Origin of the sequence: Paenibacillus sp. BJ-4 (genome assembly GCF_020404765.1) — a bacterium.
Taxonomy (GTDB): Bacteria; Bacillota; Bacilli; order Paenibacillales; family Paenibacillaceae; genus Paenibacillus.
The window spans coordinates 69,394-89,137 of sequence record NZ_JAIVEM010000072.1 but is presented as its reverse complement, the minus strand read 5'-3'; the positions used below and the strand labels follow the sequence as shown (position 1 = coordinate 89,137).

Genomic DNA, 19,744 nt, shown 5'->3' with positions numbered 1-19,744 from the left:
AGGTGTACAATAGGGATAGTACAATCGTTATGTCACTAATACTATAATTCAACATGAATAAAGAAGGTGAAGCGTATGAAAAATATGAAGGGTAACGTGATGGAAATCGCTTCACTGTCCGAAGTGAATCGCTCCTTGAGCGTCCCTAAAGACGGTACCTGGTTTCGGAAGTTTCTAGCCTTTGCCGGACCCGGCTATATGGTTGCTGTCGGCTATATGGACCCCGGCAATTGGGCTACAGACATTGCAGGCGGATCGAAATTCGGCTACACGCTACTGAGTGTCATTCTAGTCTCCAACCTGATCGCTATTCTACTGCAAGCCTTATCTGGCAAGCTTGGCATTGCCACAGGTAAAGATTTGGCACAAATGTGCCGTGATACCTATAGTCGTCCCGTCGCAATCGGCTTATGGCTTTTATGCGAAATTGCCATTGCTGCCATGGATTTGGCCGAGGTCATAGGGTCAGCCATTGCATTGAAGCTGCTGTTCGGTCTCCCGCTACTGTATGGCGTTATCATTACCGCATTTGATGTCATGCTCATTTTATTGCTGCAAAACAAAGGTTTTCGGGCTTTGGAAACATTGGTCATTGTGCTAATGGCGACAATTGCCGGGTGCTTTGGCATCAATCTCATTTTGGCACAGCCATCATGGGGCGGCGTGTTAGGCGGATTTGTGCCAGATTCACAAATTTTGACCAACCCTAGCATGCTGTATATTGCTATCGGTATTATGGGTGCTACCGTAATGCCTCACAATCTTTATCTGCATTCATCCATTGTACAAACTCGCAAATTTGAGCAGACTTCTGCAGGTAAACGGGAAGCCATTAAATTTGCAACTTGGGATTCCAGTATTGCGCTTATGTTTGCTCTCTTTATTAATGCCGCCATCTTAATCGTGGCAGCAGCGGTGTTTCATACTGCCGGAAGAACAGATGTAGCAGAAATCAGCGATGCCTACTATCTGCTGTCGCCTTTGCTCGGAACCACACTTGCAAGCATCCTATTTGGGATCGCATTGCTTGCCTCCGGCCAGAATTCGACCGTAACAGGTACGTTAGCCGGACAAATCGTCATGGAGGGCTTTCTCAACCTTCGTCTTTCCCCTTGGCTGCGTCGTCTGGTAACCCGACTCATCGCAATCATTCCAGCGGTAATTGTCACTGCTATCGCCGGTGAAAAGGGAGCGGAGGAACTACTTGTACTGAGTCAGGTCATTCTGTCCATCCAGCTACCCTTTGCCATCATCCCACTGTTGCTCTTTACGAGTGACAAAAAGATCATGGGTGAATTCGCAAACAAAACATGGCAAAAAGCACTAACCTGGATCGTGACAGCTGTCATTATCGTCTTGAATGTGATACTCATTATTCAGACGATTTCAGGTTGAACCATAATCATTTGCAGACGCCTAGGCTACACCCAAAAAAGGAGATATCCAAAACGCCATAAAAGGCGTAAGGATATCTCTTTTCTTTTCCCAATCGTATATCTGTACATTCATGCAAAATTCTTTACTTCCTTAGTTTGTAATGATACAGTAAAACTATAATACTAAACTTTTAGTATTAAATGTTTATTATCAAACTATGTAGAGGAGATATCATTTTGAGTACGACACGTGTAATGGTTCTTGGGCTTTTATTACAATACGGAGCAATGTCCGGATATGAGATACAACAAAAGATGCAATCCGCTCAAACGGATAAATGGGCTTATGTGCAACCAGCTTCTATATACCATGCCTTAAAAAAACTGGATTCAGAAGGAATTGTACATTTGGAAACGTTAGAACAGACAGGGAACCGGTCAAAAGCTATATATGCTATTACGGAGACTGGAAAAAGTGAGTTTAGTCGGCTTTTAATCGAATCATTTAAAGAATCTTCTGTTGTATTTCCAACAGCACTGTACACAGCTTTAACTTTTATGGATGAGGCTGGGCTCCATGAAATTGAAGAAGCTTTAAGTTCTCAACAGCAAGCCATCGAAAAAATCTATAGGGATATGAAATTGGGGCAGGAACAAAAAGCTGAACTTATGGATATCCCCGTAAACGTCATGTTAATTTTCAGAAATATTTATGATCAATGCGAGCTTCAATTAAAATTTGTTAAACAAATTAAAGAGGAAATCAGAAGAAATTCATAAGGAGGATGTAATCATGAAACGTAGTAAAGGAGCACAGCATAAGCAAAAAGCTGCTCTAATTGTTGTTGGATTAGCTGTATTCATTGATATGTTAATCTATGGATTAGTCGTCCCCATTTTGCCTAGGTACGCAGATTCTCTGGGAGCAACTCAAACCGAAATCGGTTTATTATTTAGCAGTTATGCAATCGCATTATTTATAGCTACACCTGTTTTTGGCTTATTAACGGATCGGATTGGGAGAAAGACACCTCTATTATGGGGGTTAATTGGACTCATAGCCTCCACTTTAATGTTCGCCATAGCCCACACCCTCTGGCTGCTTGTACTGGCACGTGCTCTTCAGGGAATCGCAGCCGCAATGACCTGGACAGCAGGGCTCGCTCTCTTGGCTGATCAATATCCATCTGAAGAACGTGGCAAAGCTATGGGCTTGGCATTATCCGGTCAAGCCGCCGGAACCCTTCTCGGACCGACAATTGGTGGTTGGTTGTATCAATGGGGAAGTTACCAGCTTCCTTTTTACTTTGCCATCTCCTTGGCCGTCATTGATGCTGTACTTCGGTTAATACTCCTGCATGATATTCCAGAAGCGAAAAATGAAAAGTATATTTCCCCTTTCTCGTTCATGAAAAATAAAGATTTGCTTTTGGTTATTGGAGTTGTGATTATCGGCGCATCCATCCCAAGCGTACTTGAGCCAACATTACCGTTACACCTACAGTACAATTTTAGCGCTAACCCTGGACTTATTGGATTATTATTTGCCATCCCCACACTTGCTTATGGCCTGGCAACACCTTTTATAGGACAGTTTTCCAGTATGATTGGTTACAAAAATGGAATTCTCCTCGGTCTACTTATGGTATCCATTGCTCTTCCTCTGACTGCACTTCCAGGAATATTATCGTTTCAAGCTATTATTTTAGCTGTTTTAGGGGTTAGCATGGGCATGGTTCTTGCTCCCTGCTTACCCCAACTTGCTGATATTTCTCAACGAAGTGGAATTCATTCTTATGGAATTACTTTTGCACTCTATAACACGGCATACTCGATTGGCCTAATGATCGGCCCTATTTTGAGCAGTACTCTTACGGATCTAATGAATATTAAGTTATCTTATTTAATCATAGGCATTATTGTATTTATATACATGTTCGTACTCGCTTCAGCCTTAAGGAAAGCCAAAAATTCATATCTCCCATAAGGAATAAAGCACTTCCTTGCAGCTTTATCCATCCCAGAGCATCCCAATCTCATAAAAAAGGTATCCCTCAAGCTTATCGCTCGGGAATACCTTTTTTTGATCCATCTATGGCTTTACAGACTCTACCTTCATTTGCGCTTCAAGTGCGAGGTTCAGCTTGAGCACGTTCACACGCGGCTCTCCGAACACTCCGGCACTACGGCCTTCTGTTTGCTTCTGTACCAGTACTTTCAGCTGATCCTGCGCGATTCCCGTCAAGCCGCTAATGCGCGGAATTTGCACCTGTGCCGCCTGTGGCGAGATGTGCGGGTCCAGGCCTGAACCGGAGTTCGTAATCAGGTCCACCGGAACCTGACTAATCGGCACATCTGGATTTTGTTTCTGCCAAGCGGCAATGGAATCCTGGACTCGCTGTATCAAGGCCGGATTCGACGGTGCGTAGTTATTTGAGCCTGAACCAGCCCCGTTATAATCAATGCTCGATACCCGACCTTGGAAAAAGGCCGGATTGGCAAAGGATTGCCCGATCAGTTCAGAGCCGACTACCCGTCCCTCCGCATTCTGTAGCATGCTGCCGTTTGCTTGCTGCGGAAACAATACCTGCGCCACTCCTGTACTGACTAGCGGGTATGCCAAGCCGCATAAGAGGATCATCAGCACCGAGGTTCGCAAAGCGACTCCAACGACTGTACTTCCTCGCATCTCCTGTCTCTCCGGCTGCCCCTCTGACATAGCGCCTGTCTCTGTACGGTTGCTACTACCTTGTCCGGCAGACTCGGCTTTTTCGTGTGCAGCAAATCTACGACCAGACATCATCCGATAAAACCCACTCATGTTGCTCACCCTTTCCGCTTCCATTGTATCTGAAATGCATCCTTTTACAGGCTGCTTTAAATCCATAAATGCACCAGCAAATCAATCGCCTTAATGCCGACAAACGGTACCACCATACCACCCAAACCATAAATCAGCAAATTTCGCCCGAGTAGTCGGTCCGAGCTCATCGGCTTATACTTTACGCCCTTCATGGCCAGCGGAATCAGGAGCGGAATAATAACCGCGTTAAAGATCAGCGCTGACAAAATAGCGGACAGCGGAGAGCCAAGCCCCATGACGTTCAGGGCGCCCATTTGTGGAATGGCCAGCATGAACATCGCCGGGATAATGGCAAAATATTTGGCAACATCGTTCGCGATACTAAACGTTGTCAAAGCGCCGCGTGTCATGAGCAGTTGCTTGCCGATCGCGACCACCTCAATAATTTTGGACGGATCGGAATCCAGATCCACCATATTGGCGGCTTCCTTGGCCGCGACCGTGCCGCTGTTCATGGCAAGACCGACATCCGCCTGCGCCAGCGCAGGAGCATCATTGGTACCGTCTCCGGTCATAGCCACCAGCTTGCCCTGTTCCTGCTCACGGCGAATCACCGCGATTTTATCCTCCGGCTTGCTTTCGGCTACAAAATCGTCCACACCTGCTTCACGCGCAATGGTAGCGGCAGTCAGCGGGTTATCCCCGGTACACATAATCGTACGAATACCCATTTCCCGGAGCTGATCGAACCGCTCCTTCATGCCCGGCTTCACCGTATCCTTCAAATAAATAATGCCGTATATCTGATCATCCAACGCGACTGCCAGCGGTGTACCTCCTTCAGAGGCCACCTGATTCGCTTTTTCCTCCAGATCGGCTGGAACGCTGCCGTTTTGCGATACGATCCACTGCCGGACAGAGTCCACCGCACCCTTGCGCACCTTTCGTCCGTCGGCCAGATCCAGACCACTCATCCGGGTTTCCGCCTTGAACTCGATAAAGGCTCCGCCTGCCGCCAAAGATTCATCCAGCGTGTACTCCTGCTTGCGCATCAATTCCAGCACCGAGCGTCCCTCGGGCGTCTCATCCTTCATAGAGCTCATCGCTGCCCACTTCACTAGCTCTGCCTTCTCTACGCCCCCTACAGACACGAATTCACTCGCCATCCGGTTCCCGAAGGTGATGGTACCCGTTTTGTCGAGAATCATCGTGTTGATGTCCCCGGATGCCTCTACCGCCTTGCCTGACATCGCCAGCACGTTAAACTGGGTGACCCGGTCCATACCGGCAATCCCAATAGCTGACAAAAGCCCTCCAATCGTGGTCGGAATCAGACAAACCAGCAACGAAATCAAGACTGGTACAGGCAAATCGATGTTAAAATGACGGGCAATCGGAGCCAGCGTGACTACCACGATCAAAAAAATAATCGTTAAGCTGATCAACAGCGTGTTCAGCGCAATTTCATTCGGAGTTTTTTGCCGCTGCGCCCCTTCCACGAGCGAAATCATTTTATCAATAAACGTTTCGCCTGGCTCTGTTGTAATCCGAACTTTAATACGGTCACTCACTACCCGCGTCCCGCCCGTTACCGAGCAAAAATCACCGCCCGATTCCTTGATTACCGGAGCCGATTCTCCCGTAATCGCGGATTCATCCACTGAGGCAAGACCTTCAATAACCTCACCATCACTCGGAATCATCTCGCCCTGGGACACCATCACAATGTCACCTTTGCGAAGTTCAGTCGAGCTGACCACCTGAATCTCGTCCCCGATAAGCTTGTTGGCTTGTGTATCCTGCTTGGATTTTTTCAAAGAGGCCGCTTGCGCCTTGCCCCGCCCCTCCGCAAGCGCTTCGGCAAAGTTGGCAAAAAGCAACGTGAACAGCAGGATAATAAAAACCGCTAGATTAAAGCCCATTTCGTTGCCAGTTCCAAAATAACCGGGAAACAGCAGCATGAGCAGCACGACCAGTGTACCGATCTCCACGACGAACATGACAGGATTTTTCATCATGATCATCGGATTTAATTTCATAAAGCTATCCTTGATCGCATGCTTCAAGATGCTTTTATCCAGCATGCGTTTACGTTGTTCCTTCATGATCAAGCACCCCGTTCATCCATTCTCATTTTCTTCTTCATGCTTATTCTTCATCACATGGTCAAAAATTCAGCAACAGGCCCCAATACGATGACTGGCAAAAAGGTCAACGCACCAATCAACAGGACAACTCCGATCAGGATAGCCCCAAACAGCTTGTTGTCCGTGCGCAGTGTGCCTGTCGTCACCGGAGTCGGCGCTTTGGCATTCAACGAAGCCGCAACAGCCAACAGTGCAACCATTGATACATATCGTCCAAAGAACATCACTATACCCGTCGTCATGTTCCAGAACACGTTGTTATCTGCAAGACCCTCAAATCCCGAACCGTTATTTGCCGCAGATGACGCATATTCATAAAGTACCTGAGTCAACCCGTGATATCCGGGGTTTGTGACCGCATCATATCCCCAATGACTCATAAAAGCGAGCGCAGTCGGCGCCAGAATGAGAAACGGATGTACCAAAATGGCAATCGCGATCAGCTTCATTTCCTTGCCTTCAATTTTCCTACCCATAAACTCCGGGGTTCTTCCGACCATCAGTCCGCATATGAACACACCGAGAATCGCGTACATCAGCATATTCATCAGCCCGACACCCTTGCCGCCGAAAATAACGTTTAGCATCATTTCACCCAAAGCAGCCATACCACCCAGCGGGGTCAGAGTGTCATGCATATTATTGACCGAGCCTGTCGTTGCCGCTGTCGTCACCGCAGTGAATAATGCCGATTGTCCAATGCCGAAGCGAACCTCTTTCCCTTCCATGCTTCCCTGAGAAGCATCTACACCCAGCGCCTGTATCAGGGGATTCCCCGTCTTCTCAGACACGTACGTAATGGATAGGAAAATGAGGAACAATACCATCATCGAGCTAAAAATAATCCAGCCCTGCTTGCGATTACGGGCAAACAATCCAAAGGTATACGGCAGCGAAGCTGGCATCACCCACATAGCCAAAATTTCAAGCACGTTCGTCCAGGGACTTGGATTCTCAAAAGGATGAGCAGAGTTGGCTCCCGCATAACCGCCCCCATTCGTACCCAAATGCTTGATGGACTCCAAGGAAGCAATCGGCCCCAAAGCAATCTGCTGCTGTGTTCCGCTCAGCGTCGTAACATCCACCGTAGGCTGTAGCGTCTGCGGTACTTTCAATCCAACCAGCACCAGCGTAAGCACAAAGGCCAGCGGCAGGAAAATCCGGATAATCGCCTTGATAAAATCTTGAAAAAAATTGCCCATTCCTTCACCGCGCCGCGTCAATCCTCTCATAAAAGCCGCAGCAACAGCAAATCCAGAAGCCGCCGAAGTGAACATCATCATCGTGACAAACGCCATCTGTGTCAGATACGTAAGTCCGCTTTCTCCACTATAATGCTGGAGATTCGTATTGGTCATAAAGCTAATCACCGTGTTAAAAGCCAATGACGCTTCCATATTGCCGTTTCCAGCCGGATTACCGGGAAGCATTCCTTGCAAACGCAACAGCACATAGCTGATGATTACTAGCACGACATTGGTAGCAAGAAAGCTCATAACATACGTAGTCCAGCGCATACTCCCCAGCTTTTTCAAGCCCACAATCTTATAAATTAGCTTTTCTGTTCTGCCAAACATCCGATCCGTTCGATTCGGTTCATTCGAGAATACATGATACATATAAGTGCCCACTGGCTTTACCAAGAGCAGCAATATGACAATCACAATTCCAATTTGCAGCAGCTCCATCCTCTATTCCTCCTTCAAAATGCTCCTGCGTGTGGAACAACAGACCTGACTCAGACCACCAATCGAGTGCACACGTTTGCGCCAAACCCGCAACCTGTGATATCTGATCCATGATCTGCTGTTCCTGTCCGCATCCTCTTATAGCTGATTAGAACTTTTCAGGGTTCAGGAGCGCGTAGATTAAATACACCAACACCATAGCTGTGAGCGCAAGCACAACAATCATCCTTTTCGCCCTCCTTTAGAGGTCTGCGCATCACACCAGCGTACAAATAGCAGTATCGCTCCGTAACTCACAGCCAGCACGAGCAGCATGTATATATCCATCATGTTCAAGCCCTCCCGTATCGGTCCTCAGATCGTCATTTTTACTCCATCATAAAAGCAGAAATCATAAAACAACTACGTTATAAGCGCTTATCCGTTCAACAGAAAACCCACCTCTCCGTTCAATGTGTAGATCACATGATCCGCTCCCAATCCCCGATAAATTCCTTGTGGATTACAGCCGTGCGTGATGACATAGATCAAATCTGATGTCAGTGGCCGACATATTTGCAGGAAACGGCAAGTCAGATTCAAGCTGTTTTCGAACAAATACACGCTACCAATTTCTTTTTTGGGAAAATTCCATTTTCCCGCTTGCATCGTATTGATGCGCACAATGTGCTCCACACCCATTTTTTTGAGTTGTCGTTCCTCCTGAGCGCTATTGGTGAGTACCGCAAACGCCAGTTTTTTGAACATGAGCAACTTCACAAAACTTCTGCCCGCTTCATTCGGTGCAGTGACAATAATTAACCGACCTTCCATCAGTAGCTCCTCTCCCGGTATAAAAAGACAACAAAAAGAAGCCAAAGGAAAAAGGCTTTCCTCCGGCTTCTTACATATCCATGATAAAATAAACCATGGCTGCACACGGCGGTTTGTTGCCTCTCCCTGTACGCTTACGAGGTTAGCTGTCGGATTTGGACGTGAGAGTCGCCCTATTTCCGGCACTTGGCCAGAAAATTCACCCCGTGAGACCACGGCTTCCAAAGCCGTATTAATCCCGATTGGTTCCCCCGCTTTTGCATTTGCAAAATTCAGCGCTTAGATAATTCGTTGCTGCTTCATTCTTGTTAATTTGAAATTACGTCTTGAATCATACACCCGCACAAGGAACACTGTAAAGCTCACCTGTGGGGTTATAAATCGTTCTTTGGAGCACAAAAGATTAATAATAACGCTTACAACATGACTATGCTTCTCCCATCTCCTTGAATCTCTGTTTTTCATCCCTTTTTGAAAATGAAAGGCATGTCAATATTGGCGTAATGGGACGAGTTTTGTCCTTTTATTGTAAAAGCAAAAGTAAATGTGCTATGTATACCAGATAAACGCCGATTGAGCCTGCTTTTACGATGAGAAACACTGCAATTCGCTCTATTTGCAGCGCGATTTGCCCTTTTGAACAAAATGCGATTTTACAATAACAAAACGCACGTTACATCTATTGCGACTTGCATCTCTCTATTGAATTGTCTACAATTTAATTTTAGAATATCAAATTAGGAGGGGCACCATGACCGTTTATGAATATGCTGCCAAAACCCTGCAAGGAAAAGAAATCCCGTTATCCATATATGAAGGGAAAGTTCTGCTCATCGTTAACACGGCCAGTAAATGTGGGCTTACTCCCCAATATAAGGCGTTGCAGGAGCTGTATAGCCAGTATCAGGAGCAAGGGCTCGAAATTTTGGGATTTCCCAGCAACCAATTTGCCAAACAAGAGCCGGGTTCCAGTGAGGAGATTTCGGAGTTTTGTCAGATCAACTACGGAGTTACCTTTCCGATGTTCGCCAAGACAGATGTCAATGGTGATCAGGCACACCCTTTATTTCACTACCTTACCAAAACTGCTCCAGGTGTATTAGGCTCCAAAGCGATCAAGTGGAATTTCACGAAATTTTTAATCACACGAGAAGGTAACGTATTTAAGCGCTATGCACCGCAAACAGCTCCGGATAAGCTGGCAGAAGATATTAAAAAGCTCTTGCGGGATAAATAAGATTCGTTCAAACCAAAAAAAGCACCCCTTCACGTAAAACGTGTCAGGATGCTTTTTTCGGTTATTGCTATTTGTAATCATGTCTTACATATAATGCGGTCGAGAGGACTCGAACCTCCACGGGCGTACGCCCACTACCCCCTCAAGATAGCGTGTCTGCCATTCCACCACGACCGCAAATCGTAATGCTTTGAGGCAACAGATTTATTATACTCCCTTATATTATATTTGTAAACCCAACTTTAATAATTATTTTATATGTAATATTAAATAACATATAAGAGCTATAAAAATATTTAATTTGACATTTTAGCAATATAAATGTGAATATATATTACACAATTATTTAATTGATTGTGATAAACTTAATTTTAAGGTTAAATAATATAACATAATCCTCATCTCAAGGAGGCGAACCACCCTGCATAAAGGCAATCGCTTACTAAATTACGCATTATTGTTGGACCCTTCCCTCCCCGTCGGCGGCTTTACCCGTACTTACGGATTGGAGGAACTATTCCGTAACGGGCGCTTGACCTGTCTGCAAGACCTGGAACATTATATGCGGAACGACTTGTATCCTCAATTCACAACGCTTGACGGCATGGCTATCAAAAGCCTATATGTCGCCATTCAACAGGAGGATGGTTGGCGTATCGCTCTTATTGATAAGATGCTGCATACCCAACGTTCCTCTCTACAGCACGCGAAAGAGTCACGTCTGTCTGGTCAGCGTCTGATCAAACTTGCCAAAGCTCTGTATCCTTGGCTTGAATTTGACCAGCTTGAAGCCATACTTATTCAATACAGCGCAATTGGCACACTCGCTACCGTTCATACCTGGATTAACTTTCTCCTTGGAAATGATGTGGAGCAGACCATTCACGGCTATCTTGCCGCAGCGGTGTCCTTCTGTGTTGAAGATGCTTCCAAGCTGCTAAATACACCTTATGAGGAAAAAAATACTCTCATCGAGCGCATGACCGACGTATTGCTCACCACCTGGAAAAAGTTCAATGTGCCTGGGTCAGCTACATTTCAGCACGAACTGCTACACAACATTGGCCCAGTTCCTACATTACTCAACCGCCTTATATGAGTCGTAAAGGCCGTTTGGATGAAGTAGGGCTGTTTCCCTCCCCCGGCCTATCCAAACGCCTTCCAGCGCCTCCCTGATGCCTCGTTTCGCCAATCCGGCTGCAACAGCAAAAGCACCCTACCGCTTTTCCCAAGTGGCAGAGTGCTTTTTTTATCCAAGCATAACCGCAAATCACACCGTTAACAGGCTCTAGATGGCTGAATCAGATCACCCAGCACTTCAGGATTTTGCAAAATCCTCACTCACTTAATTAAGTAATTAATTTAACGAAATAACGTATTTTCGATTGTAAAAGCACGTATAAAAGTGTATCATGGTTTTAGATGGTTAATTCTAACATGTTTACTGATGATTATTATAACACACCAATTATTCCGCAAGAATCCGTAAGGGGCGATTTCTCTTGAACAACAAAATGCCTGTCACCTCCTTCGGGTGGGCCATCAAACAACGGCTTGTCGAACTTCGACTGGATCAGAAAACATTTTGCGAGACACACAACATTCCGCCTTCACGTTTATCCAATCTGATTCATGGCACCCGCAAAGCACAAAGGTACAGAAAACAGGTTGCAGCAATTCTGGACATCGACGATAACGACTATAAGGAGGCATCACCACTCTAAAACCAACCATGCAAGGGTTCCAGCTACATATATGGACTCCATATCCCTACAACCCAAATAAACTCGTAATTCGAACCCGCCAGTCCGTTTTACGGGTTTTCAATTCGGGTAATCCTCTAGCAAGAAGATCATTCCGACTTTGTTTTGTTATTCTCTTTTTTTTGCTTGCGGTATTTTGCGAATTCAACATATTCTAAAATAAAATTCTGTTCTTCTGCTTCCAGATCTTCTGCCTGGCAATTCAATGGCCCCATTACCCCAAAAAAATAAGCAGCCTTTTGCTCCTGGAGCACGCCTTCCCCCGGCTTGATCCCTTTCATTAACCAGTCGAGCGATACGTTAAAAAAGTCCGAAATTTGAATTAGATGCGTCGTACCCGGCGTTGTTTTCCCTCTTCTCCAATCACCGAGATTCCCTGAACTTATTTTGAGCTTTTCACAAAACGCCTTTTTGGTCATTCCCCGATCCTTAATCAAAGCTTCAATCCGCTGATAAATAGTTTGATCTCCCACAATGTTTCCCCTCCGACAGCATAACTTTTACTAATGAAATTTCAGTTCAAACCTTAAGCAAATCACTATTCGGCAGTTGAATTGCCGTGTTTTTTCTCTTTACGAGAACGAGTAAATTCAATATACTCAAGTATAAAATCCTTTTCCGCCTCACTAAGCGCTTCCCCCTGGCAATTCAGTTGCCCTGAAGCCTCAAAAAAATAAGGGTCTTTCGACTCCTTTAGCGCCTCACCCCGCTCATCTCGTCCCAGCATGATCCAATCCAGACTGGCATTAAAAAACGAAGCGATTTCAATGAGTTTATTCGTGCCCGGCGTCGTTTTTCCTCTTTTCCAATCTCCAAAGTTCCCCGTACTAATACCCAGCTGCTCGCAGAACGCTTTTTTGGTCATTCCCCGTTCCTTGATAAGGTGCTCAATACGTTGGTAAATAGATTGCATAGAAGTTCCTTCCTCCCTAGCAGACTCTCAAATAACGATATCATGTCCCCTGTTCCCATTTCAAAGATCACGTGTGCCAAAATTGCCGAATTATGTATGTTGGTTTTCATTATACCACAATATGCAACAAAAACCGCCTATTTTCCGAAGAAAACGGCGGTCTTTAGTCAGCTCTTGTACACCAATTACGGAGTAGAGTTGTCGATTTTAAGTAATATCTGCTTCAATTCATTTAGAGTTTCGCTCAAGTGCAATAATTCTTCTTCTGGCAAAAACACCAGTCTCTCTTGAATTTTATTGGAAAAGGTATGGAATACCTGTTCACAAAAAGCGTCGCCTTCTTCTGTAATTGCCACATTCACGACTCTGCGATCCGAGTCACACGACTGGCGATCAGCCAACCCATGCTCCACCAACTTGTCCAGAAGAGGAGTCATATTCGGACGCGAGACATTAAGTTGTTTGGACAAATCTGATACGGTAGACGAGCGTACTTCACGCAGCAGTAGTAATACCTGAAAGTTATTAGGCGACAAATGCAATGGGAAATCAAGCGGACCGTAGGTGAAAAATTTCTTCTTCACAATCGGAAACAAGCCCAAAATATTTTCTGATATATTTCCTAACAATTGAGTGTCCATATTTTTCACCGTCACTTCATAAGTTTATACTTATCATTCTATAACATTATGGCGTTATATTATACTATGGAATCATTATTTCTTCATAATCATTACTTCATACATCACTGCACAAACAAAAAAAGCCTCTACTACGAGAGACTTTTCCGTTTATTCCACTGATGCGGTCGAGAGGACTCGAACCTCCACGAGCGTACGCTCACTACCCCCTCAAGATAGCGTGTCTGCCATTCCACCACGACCGCATAACAAAATATAAATGGTGAGCCATGAAGGACTCGAACCTTCGACACCCTGATTAAAAGTCAGGTGCTCTACCAACTGAGCTAATGGCTCATGCTGTTCATCCAAGCTGCCCGCCATTAGACCAGACCTCAGGAATTCCCCTTAAGCATGCAACATTGTAGTCTGTAAAGACAACAATGACCCGTAGGGGATTCGAACCCCTGTTACCTCCGTGAAAGGGAGGTGTCTTAACCCCTTGACCAACGGGCCTTATTTTTATACGCCAACTTGGCGACAAGAAAGAGTATATCAAATAGATTAGAGAATGGCAATACTAAATTTTAAATAAGACATTCGCTAAATTATAAAACGCATATTCACTTACGAAATGCATCCTATTACATCTAAAATCACAAGTTCATGAATGTTTTATTGCAAATAAACTTATATTTACTTATAATCACTTACATAAACCGAAATCATTTTATACCAAAGGAGCTTACTTATGTATCAGGAAGAACGAATGCTACAGATCGTTGAGTACTTACAGCTTCATAAGCGCATTTCGGTGGACGATATTTGCGAAATTTTTAATGTATCACGGGATACAGCTCGTCGGGATTTGGTAAAGCTTGAGGAGCATCAAAAGATTATTCGCACTCGCGGTGGCGCTCTCCTCCCCTCACTCCACGATTCGATTAGAAATTATAACGAAAGACTGCTCACTCTATCTGCAGAAAAGCAAGCGATCGGACAACTGGCCGCCAATATGATACGTGATAAGGATCGCATCATATTGGATTCCTCTACGACTGTGCAGGCGTGTGCAGAAAAACTAAATGTACAGGAATGCTCGGTCATCACCAATTCAATTAATCAAGCTGACGTGCTATCCGGAAAAGAAGGTGTCTCCATTCATCTGTTGGGAGGCCGCCTGCAAAAAGAACACCGATACGTATATGGTTCCTCCGTCATCGCCACCTTGTCCCACTATTTTGTGGATAAAGCCTTTATTGGGGTTGGAGGTATAGCCCCCCATGGACTGAGTGTATATCACGAGGAGGACGGTATGCTGATGCATCAAATGATGAAACAGGCGGATCAGGTCATTGTCCTTGCGGACCATACAAAATTCGGAAAAAAATTCCCTTACCGCTTTGCCGGTCTGTCCGAAGTCAATACTGTGATCACCGACCGCTTGCCAGACGCGGAAATGCTGGAGATCTTTCAACATCATGATATTGAGGTCATTGTCCCCTCATAGAAAATGAAGTCGATCTGCTGTAGTTCAAGACCCATACAAGAGATATAAAAAAGACAGGAGATGGAGAAATGAAACTGTTTGCGATTGATATGGATGGAACACTGCTGAATGAGGAAGGAAAAATAAGCAAAGTGAACGCGAAGGCTATACGCCAAGCACAGCAGCAAGGCGTCCAGGTGGCGATTGCTACCGGCAGAGCGTCTTATGATGCCTGGACAAAGCTGGAGGAAGCCGGACTAGTAGCCCCCGTCATTGGAGCAAACGGTGCGACCGTCCATGATGCACAACGCCACCAGCTAACCTCTACACCCATGGACAGAGATGAAACCTTTGAAGTCCTGAGCTGGCTGCGCGCAAACGATTTTTACTATGAGGTCATGACAGACCGCGCTATATATTCTCCACAAAACGGACATCAGCTGCTTGCTGTGGAGATGGACCGTCTGTTAAGCGCCAACCCGAATATTTCCCTGGATACTTTATTACACGCAGCCGAAAAGCAATATGAACAGACGGGGCTTGTCCGCATCAACTCATATGAGGACATTCCACTGGATGTGGAGATTTATAACGTGCTCTGTTTCTCCTTTGATCAAGCCAAGCTGGATCAAGGCCGTGAGCGCTACCGGAATCTTGGCGACCTTAACATGGTCATTTCCTCAGACCATAACTTTGAAGTCGAGCATAAGGATGCATCCAAAGGTAATGCATTGCGTTACCTGGCAAATCATCTGAGCATCCCTATGCAGGAAGCCGTGGCGATCGGAGACAGCTATAATGATATTTCCATGCTGACGATGGCGGGGAAGGGCATCGCCATGGGCAATGCAAAAGACGATATCAAGGCCGTCTGCTCCGAAGTTACCCTGACCAATGTGGAGGATGGCGTTGCTCATGCTCTGTTGAACATACTCAAAATGGTTGAAGTTGACACTGTAAATTAGAAGTCATACCGTTATTTTCAAAACGAATTATAGACAAAAAGGACGCTCGCAAGCATCATTCCGATGCATACGAGCGCCCTTTTCTGTTTCAAAAAACAACGGAGAGAGAGGGATTCGAACCCTCGCACCGCTTTCGCAGCCTAACCCCTTAGCAGAGGGTCCCCTTATAGCCACTTGGGTACCTCTCCATGGCTCCCCGAACAGGACTCGAACCTGTGACAACTCGATTAACAGTCGAGTGCTCTACCAACTGAGCTATCAGGGAACATTACTGTAAATATTGTATACAGTATGGTTAATTTACCATGATTCAGGGGGTGCCGTCAAGTGCTAACAAACAGAGTTTACTTCCACATTTACCACAGCGGTAACGCTGTGGATCCATTTTACGTTTCCGCAAGTATTCCTGTCCACAGGAAACGCACACCAGCTTGTAACGAAAAGGCTGCGGCTTCCTTTCCAATCTTCCCGGCAGGGTTTGGCAATGCCTGCTTCCTCCTACACGGGCCAGCCATGCCTTGAAATCTGCATCCCGATGTCGATAGCCCATTCCGCGCAGATGCAAATGATAGTGGCACAGCTCATGCTTTATAATTTTTTCCACCTCAGAGCGTCCGAAGGCTGCAAGCTGATGTGGATTGATTTCAATATGATGACTTTTCATAAAATAACGACCACCTGTAGAAGACAGGCGGGCATTGAAGCGGGCTTGATGCCGAAACGGCACACCGAAGCTTTCCAACGAAATATACTTCACCCACTCCTGAAGCTCTTCATTACTCATGGACCTGGACTCCATCCTTACCTGTTCTCCTCCTTTGTCCCATACTGACAAGCATATTACAAAATAACGATCGAAGTCTAACCCTAATTCACAAGCACACTTTAGGTACTCATCCCATATGCTAAACATACAGAAGTAACACGGAGGAGGAGATTGACTTGCCTCAATGGCTCAGCAACCAGCTCATGCGGGCCTTTTACAAAAAGGACCGTCGTCAGATCAAACTGTTGAACGATTGTTGGTTTTTTTATCATAAAGCCCCTGGTGTAGAATTTGATGCCAACAACGGGTGAACGCGAAGGCATCAAAAAATGAAAGCCGGAGTCTCCGATTGGTTCGGAGATTCCGGCTTTTGTTATATCCTCGTAAGAAGGTTATGCGGCTTTATAGTATTATGCCTGTGATTGTGCCTCTGCTGGAGGCTTCATCGTCAGACCCACTCTGCCTTTTTTCAAATCGACATTCAACACCCATACCGTTACATTATCACCGACAGATACGACATCCATCGGATGCTTCACGAAGCCGCTGCGCAGCTGTGAAATATGAACCAACCCGTCACTTTTAATACCGATATCGACAAATGCGCCAAAATCAATGACATTGCGGACGGTCCCCTGCAGCTCCATACCAGGTGCCAGATCTTCGATCTTCAACACATCCTTGCGGAATACCGGCAAAGGCAGTTCATCACGCGGGTCACGTCCCGGACGCTGGAGGCTCTCCAGAATATCCCGCAGCGTCGGTACACCAACCTCCAGCTTAGCGGCCAACTGCTCGATGTTGGAGACGTTCAGTGCCTGCGCTGCAGCCTGGGTGCCCAAATCGTGGGCACTGATGCCCAGCTCAGCCAACAAGCGGTCTACCACGGTATACGATTCCGGGTGAATTGGCGTGCGATCCAACGGATTTTCTCCACCCGGTATACGGATAAAGCCAATGGATTGCTCGTAGGTTTTTGCACCCAGACGCGGGACCTTTTGCAGCTGACGACGGTTGCTGAACTTACCGTTTTCTTCACGGTACTTCACGATATTTTTGGCGATCGTTGCGTTAATTCCTGCTACATAGGACAACAGTGCCGAGGAAGCGGTGTTCACATCCACACCGACATGGTTAACAGCCGATTCTACAACATCCTTCAAGCTTTCATCCAGATGCTTCTGTGATACATCATGCTGGTATTGACCTACCCCAATGGCTTTGGGCTCAATTTTGACCAGCTCAGCCAGCGGGTCCTGCACTCGACGCGCGATGGAAGCCGCACTGCGCTCAGCCACGTCCAAATCCGGGAACTCCTCCTGCGCCAGCTTGGAGGCGGAATAGACGCTCGCACCTGCCTCATTGACAATCAGGTACGCCAAGTTGCTGTCACCAATCTCCGCGATGACCTCAGCTACGAACTGCTCCGTCTCGCGCGAAGCGGTTCCGTTACCAATGACGATCAGCTCAATGCCGTATTGGGCAATCAGCTGCTTGAACTTCTCGGCAGCCTCACGCTTCTTGTTGTTCGGCGGTGTCGGATATGTGACCGCCACTTCCAGCAGCTTGCCCGTGTCATCGACAACCGCCAGCTTGCAGCCTGTCCGGTATGCCGGATCGACACCAAGCACACGGCGGCCTTTGATCGGAGCCTGCAGCAGCAGGCTGCGCAGGTTGCCTGCAAAGATAGAGATGGCCTGCTGCTCGCCCTTCTCCGTCATTTCGGCACGCACCTCACGCTCAATCGATGGCGCAATAAGTCTTTTATACGCATCCTCAATGACGCTGCGCAGCAGCTCTTCCACAACGGACGAGCCTTTAACCACTTGACCTGCCACGTAATTGTAAATCGAATCTGGCGCTACCTCCAGTCCGACCTTAAGAATGCCTTCACGTTCCCCACGGTTAATCGCCAGAATGCGGTGAGGCGGCATTTTCTTGGCCAGCTCACGATAGCTGTAATAGTTCTCATACACAGACTCTTGCTCCGCGTCCTTCGCTTCGGAGGTTAACATGCCATGGTCGAGTGTATATCGACGTACCCATTGGCGAATCGTCGCATCGTCTGCAATATTTTCCGCTAAAATGTCCAAAGCTCCCTGAATAGCCGCTTCAGCGCTTTCGACTCCCAGCTCTGCATTCACATAGGATTCGGCTTCTTTCAGAGCATCGCCTTGCTTCGGCTGGCTCCAGATCCAGATAGACAGTGGCTCCAGTCCACGTTCCTTCGCCACACTCGCGCGGGTTTTGCGCTTTTGCCGATAAGGACGGTACAAATCCTCCACTTCCTGAAGCTTAACCGCAGAGGTGATAGCGGCCTGCAGGTCTTCCGTCAGCTTGCCTTGCTCATCAATGATGCGGATGACTTCTACCTTACGATCCTCCAGATTACGTAAATACAGCACACGGTCTTCAATTTCACGCAGCTGGTTTTCGTCCAGCTCTCCTGTCATTTCCTTACGGTATCGCGCGATAAAAGGAATCGTATTCCCTTCATCCAGCAAACTGATCGTTGTCCGAATTTGCTTGAGTGCCAGCGACAGCTCTCTCGCCACTTGTTTGACATTCCGCTCCTGGCGTTCTGCTTCGTTCGGCTCCTGTCCGATTTCCGTCTTTGTTTCCTCGTTAGACAAACCTATCCCTTCTTCCTTACAGCTCTTGTCATACATCATGTCTTTCATTATCACAAAAAACGATTCAAAGCGCCAGCAGGTGACGCTAAAGCGAGGCCCTGCCTGCATTTTCCTTGGACATGCAAAAGGACAGCGCCCAAGCGCTGCCCTTTTCCCGTTTCACTCGTCGTTCCAACATACTAAAAATCAATCAAACCAAGACTGATTTGTAGCGAATCGCTCACTTTGCGCATGGTTTCTTCATCCAAATGGGTGATTTTGTCGGTAAGCCTTTGCTTGTCGATCGTACGAATTTGCTCCAGAAGAACGACAGAATCGCGATCAAAGCCATGCGTGGCCGCGTCGATTTCCACATGTGTGGGCAGCTTTGCCTTCTGAATCTGGGCGGTGATGGCTGCCACGATCACGGTGGGACTGAACCGATTGCCGATATCATTTTGAATGATCAGCACAGGTCTGACGCCACCTTGCTCGGAACCGACTACGGGTGAAAGGTCTGCAAAAAAAACGTCGCCGCGCTTTACGATCAAT

The 19,744-nt window shown here is 46.5% G+C and carries 20 protein-coding genes, 6 tRNA genes and 1 riboswitch; of the genes, 9 read left to right on the top strand and 17 right to left on the bottom strand.

What is annotated here, in order from left to right:
- Positions 1–75: 75 nt before the first annotated feature.
- The 3 genes from LCF57_RS13005 to LCF57_RS12995 all read left to right on the top strand — a co-directional run bounded on the left by LCF57_RS13005 (position 76) and on the right by LCF57_RS12995 (position 3,363).
- Complete coding sequence (locus tag LCF57_RS13005) at positions 76–1,395, top strand: Nramp family divalent metal transporter (RefSeq protein ID WP_226001070.1); 1,320 nt, start codon at positions 76–78, stop codon at positions 1,393–1,395.
- Between the two features lie 218 nt (positions 1,396–1,613).
- Positions 1,614–2,156, top strand: a complete 543-nt coding sequence (locus LCF57_RS13000) for a PadR family transcriptional regulator (protein ID WP_226001069.1) — start codon at positions 1,614–1,616, stop codon at positions 2,154–2,156.
- Between the two features lie 13 nt (positions 2,157–2,169).
- A complete protein-coding gene (locus LCF57_RS12995) occupies positions 2,170–3,363 on the top strand; it encodes an MFS transporter (protein ID WP_226001068.1) in 1,194 nt (397 codons plus the stop codon).
- 105 nt (positions 3,364–3,468) lie between these two features.
- On the opposite strand, the gene kdpC is transcribed toward LCF57_RS12995, so the two are convergent.
- The 5 genes from kdpC to LCF57_RS12970 form a co-directional block, all read right to left on the bottom strand.
- Positions 3,469–4,197, bottom strand: a complete 729-nt coding sequence (gene kdpC / locus LCF57_RS12990) for a potassium-transporting ATPase subunit KdpC (RefSeq protein WP_226001067.1) — start codon at positions 4,195–4,197, stop codon at positions 3,469–3,471.
- A gap of 56 nt (positions 4,198–4,253) precedes the next feature.
- The gene (kdpB, locus tag LCF57_RS12985; protein ID WP_226001066.1) at positions 4,254–6,284 is read right to left on the bottom strand and encodes a potassium-transporting ATPase subunit KdpB; all 2,031 of its coding nucleotides are present in this window, start codon (positions 6,282–6,284) and stop codon (positions 4,254–4,256) included.
- 53 nt (positions 6,285–6,337) lie between these two features.
- Positions 6,338–8,014 carry a potassium-transporting ATPase subunit KdpA gene (kdpA, locus tag LCF57_RS12980; protein ID WP_226001065.1) on the bottom strand — a complete coding sequence of 559 codons (1,677 nt, stop codon included), beginning with the start codon at positions 8,012–8,014 and terminating at the stop codon, positions 6,338–6,340.
- Positions 8,015–8,162: 148 nt separating this feature from the next.
- Complete coding sequence (gene kdpF, locus LCF57_RS28185) at positions 8,163–8,240, bottom strand: K(+)-transporting ATPase subunit F (protein WP_081752060.1); 78 nt, start codon at positions 8,238–8,240, stop codon at positions 8,163–8,165.
- 191 nt (positions 8,241–8,431) lie between these two features.
- Positions 8,432–8,827 (bottom strand): hypothetical protein, encoded by a 396-nt coding sequence (locus LCF57_RS12970; protein ID WP_025715648.1) that lies wholly within the window; start codon positions 8,825–8,827, stop codon positions 8,432–8,434.
- A 115-nt stretch (positions 8,828–8,942) separates the two neighbouring features.
- Positions 8,943–9,115, bottom strand: a riboswitch (cyclic di-AMP (ydaO/yuaA leader).
- A 463-nt stretch (positions 9,116–9,578) separates the two neighbouring features.
- Here LCF57_RS12970 and LCF57_RS12965 point away from each other — a divergent pair.
- Entirely contained in the window at positions 9,579–10,064 is a 486-nt protein-coding gene (locus tag LCF57_RS12965; RefSeq protein ID WP_226001064.1) for a glutathione peroxidase, read from the top strand.
- Between the two features lie 94 nt (positions 10,065–10,158).
- Here LCF57_RS12965 and LCF57_RS12960 read toward each other — a convergent pair.
- Positions 10,159–10,241: transfer RNA gene (locus LCF57_RS12960), tRNA-Leu, on the bottom strand.
- Positions 10,242–10,524: 283 nt separating this feature from the next.
- Here LCF57_RS12960 and LCF57_RS12955 point away from each other — a divergent pair.
- Complete coding sequence (locus LCF57_RS12955; protein ID WP_226001063.1) at positions 10,525–11,163, top strand: urease accessory protein UreF; 639 nt, start codon at positions 10,525–10,527, stop codon at positions 11,161–11,163.
- A gap of 403 nt (positions 11,164–11,566) precedes the next feature.
- Entirely contained in the window at positions 11,567–11,788 is a 222-nt protein-coding gene (locus LCF57_RS12950; protein ID WP_226001062.1) for an XRE family transcriptional regulator, read from the top strand.
- Positions 11,789–11,916: 128 nt separating this feature from the next.
- On the opposite strand, the gene LCF57_RS12945 is transcribed toward LCF57_RS12950, so the two are convergent.
- From LCF57_RS12945 to LCF57_RS12920, 6 genes are all read right to left on the bottom strand, one after another.
- Complete coding sequence (locus LCF57_RS12945; RefSeq protein WP_226001061.1) at positions 11,917–12,300, bottom strand: helix-turn-helix domain-containing protein; 384 nt, start codon at positions 12,298–12,300, stop codon at positions 11,917–11,919.
- A 65-nt stretch (positions 12,301–12,365) separates the two neighbouring features.
- Positions 12,366–12,740 carry a helix-turn-helix domain-containing protein gene (locus tag LCF57_RS12940; RefSeq protein WP_226001060.1) on the bottom strand — a complete coding sequence of 125 codons (375 nt, stop codon included), beginning with the start codon at positions 12,738–12,740 and terminating at the stop codon, positions 12,366–12,368.
- Positions 12,741–12,925: 185 nt separating this feature from the next.
- The gene (locus LCF57_RS12935) at positions 12,926–13,381 is read right to left on the bottom strand and encodes a MarR family winged helix-turn-helix transcriptional regulator (protein WP_226001059.1); all 456 of its coding nucleotides are present in this window, start codon (positions 13,379–13,381) and stop codon (positions 12,926–12,928) included.
- A gap of 162 nt (positions 13,382–13,543) precedes the next feature.
- Positions 13,544–13,626 (bottom strand) — tRNA-Leu (locus LCF57_RS12930).
- A gap of 15 nt (positions 13,627–13,641) precedes the next feature.
- Positions 13,642–13,717, bottom strand: a tRNA-Lys gene (locus LCF57_RS12925).
- Between the two features lie 87 nt (positions 13,718–13,804).
- Positions 13,805–13,876, bottom strand: a tRNA-Glu gene (locus LCF57_RS12920).
- Positions 13,877–14,111: 235 nt separating this feature from the next.
- Between LCF57_RS12920 and LCF57_RS12915 the strand changes: the two genes are divergently transcribed.
- The gene (locus LCF57_RS12915) at positions 14,112–14,870 is read left to right on the top strand and encodes a DeoR/GlpR family DNA-binding transcription regulator (protein WP_226001058.1); all 759 of its coding nucleotides are present in this window, start codon (positions 14,112–14,114) and stop codon (positions 14,868–14,870) included.
- Positions 14,871–14,938: 68 nt separating this feature from the next.
- Positions 14,939–15,814 (top strand): Cof-type HAD-IIB family hydrolase, encoded by an 876-nt coding sequence (locus LCF57_RS12910; protein ID WP_226001057.1) that lies wholly within the window; start codon positions 14,939–14,941, stop codon positions 15,812–15,814.
- 99 nt (positions 15,815–15,913) lie between these two features.
- Here LCF57_RS12910 and LCF57_RS12905 read toward each other — a convergent pair.
- From LCF57_RS12905 to LCF57_RS12895, 3 genes are all read right to left on the bottom strand, one after another.
- Positions 15,914–16,002 (bottom strand) — tRNA-Ser (locus LCF57_RS12905).
- Position 16,003: 1 nt separating this feature from the next.
- Positions 16,004–16,079, bottom strand: a tRNA-Asn gene (locus LCF57_RS12900).
- A 45-nt stretch (positions 16,080–16,124) separates the two neighbouring features.
- Positions 16,125–16,613, bottom strand: coding sequence for a SprT family protein (locus LCF57_RS12895; protein ID WP_226001056.1), 489 nt, complete (start codon positions 16,611–16,613; stop codon positions 16,125–16,127).
- A 143-nt stretch (positions 16,614–16,756) separates the two neighbouring features.
- Here LCF57_RS12895 and cmpA point away from each other — a divergent pair, with 143 nt between their 5' ends.
- Complete coding sequence (gene cmpA / locus LCF57_RS12890; RefSeq protein ID WP_007429337.1) at positions 16,757–16,891, top strand: cortex morphogenetic protein CmpA; 135 nt, start codon at positions 16,757–16,759, stop codon at positions 16,889–16,891.
- A gap of 99 nt (positions 16,892–16,990) precedes the next feature.
- On the opposite strand, the gene LCF57_RS12885 is transcribed toward cmpA, so the two are convergent.
- Positions 16,991–19,213 carry a Tex family protein gene (locus LCF57_RS12885; protein WP_226001055.1) on the bottom strand — a complete coding sequence of 741 codons (2,223 nt, stop codon included), beginning with the start codon at positions 19,211–19,213 and terminating at the stop codon, positions 16,991–16,993.
- A 179-nt stretch (positions 19,214–19,392) separates the two neighbouring features.
- The gene (locus LCF57_RS12880; RefSeq protein ID WP_007429335.1) at positions 19,393–19,743 is read right to left on the bottom strand and encodes a type II toxin-antitoxin system PemK/MazF family toxin; all 351 of its coding nucleotides are present in this window, start codon (positions 19,741–19,743) and stop codon (positions 19,393–19,395) included.
- Position 19,744: the final 1 nt, after the last annotated feature.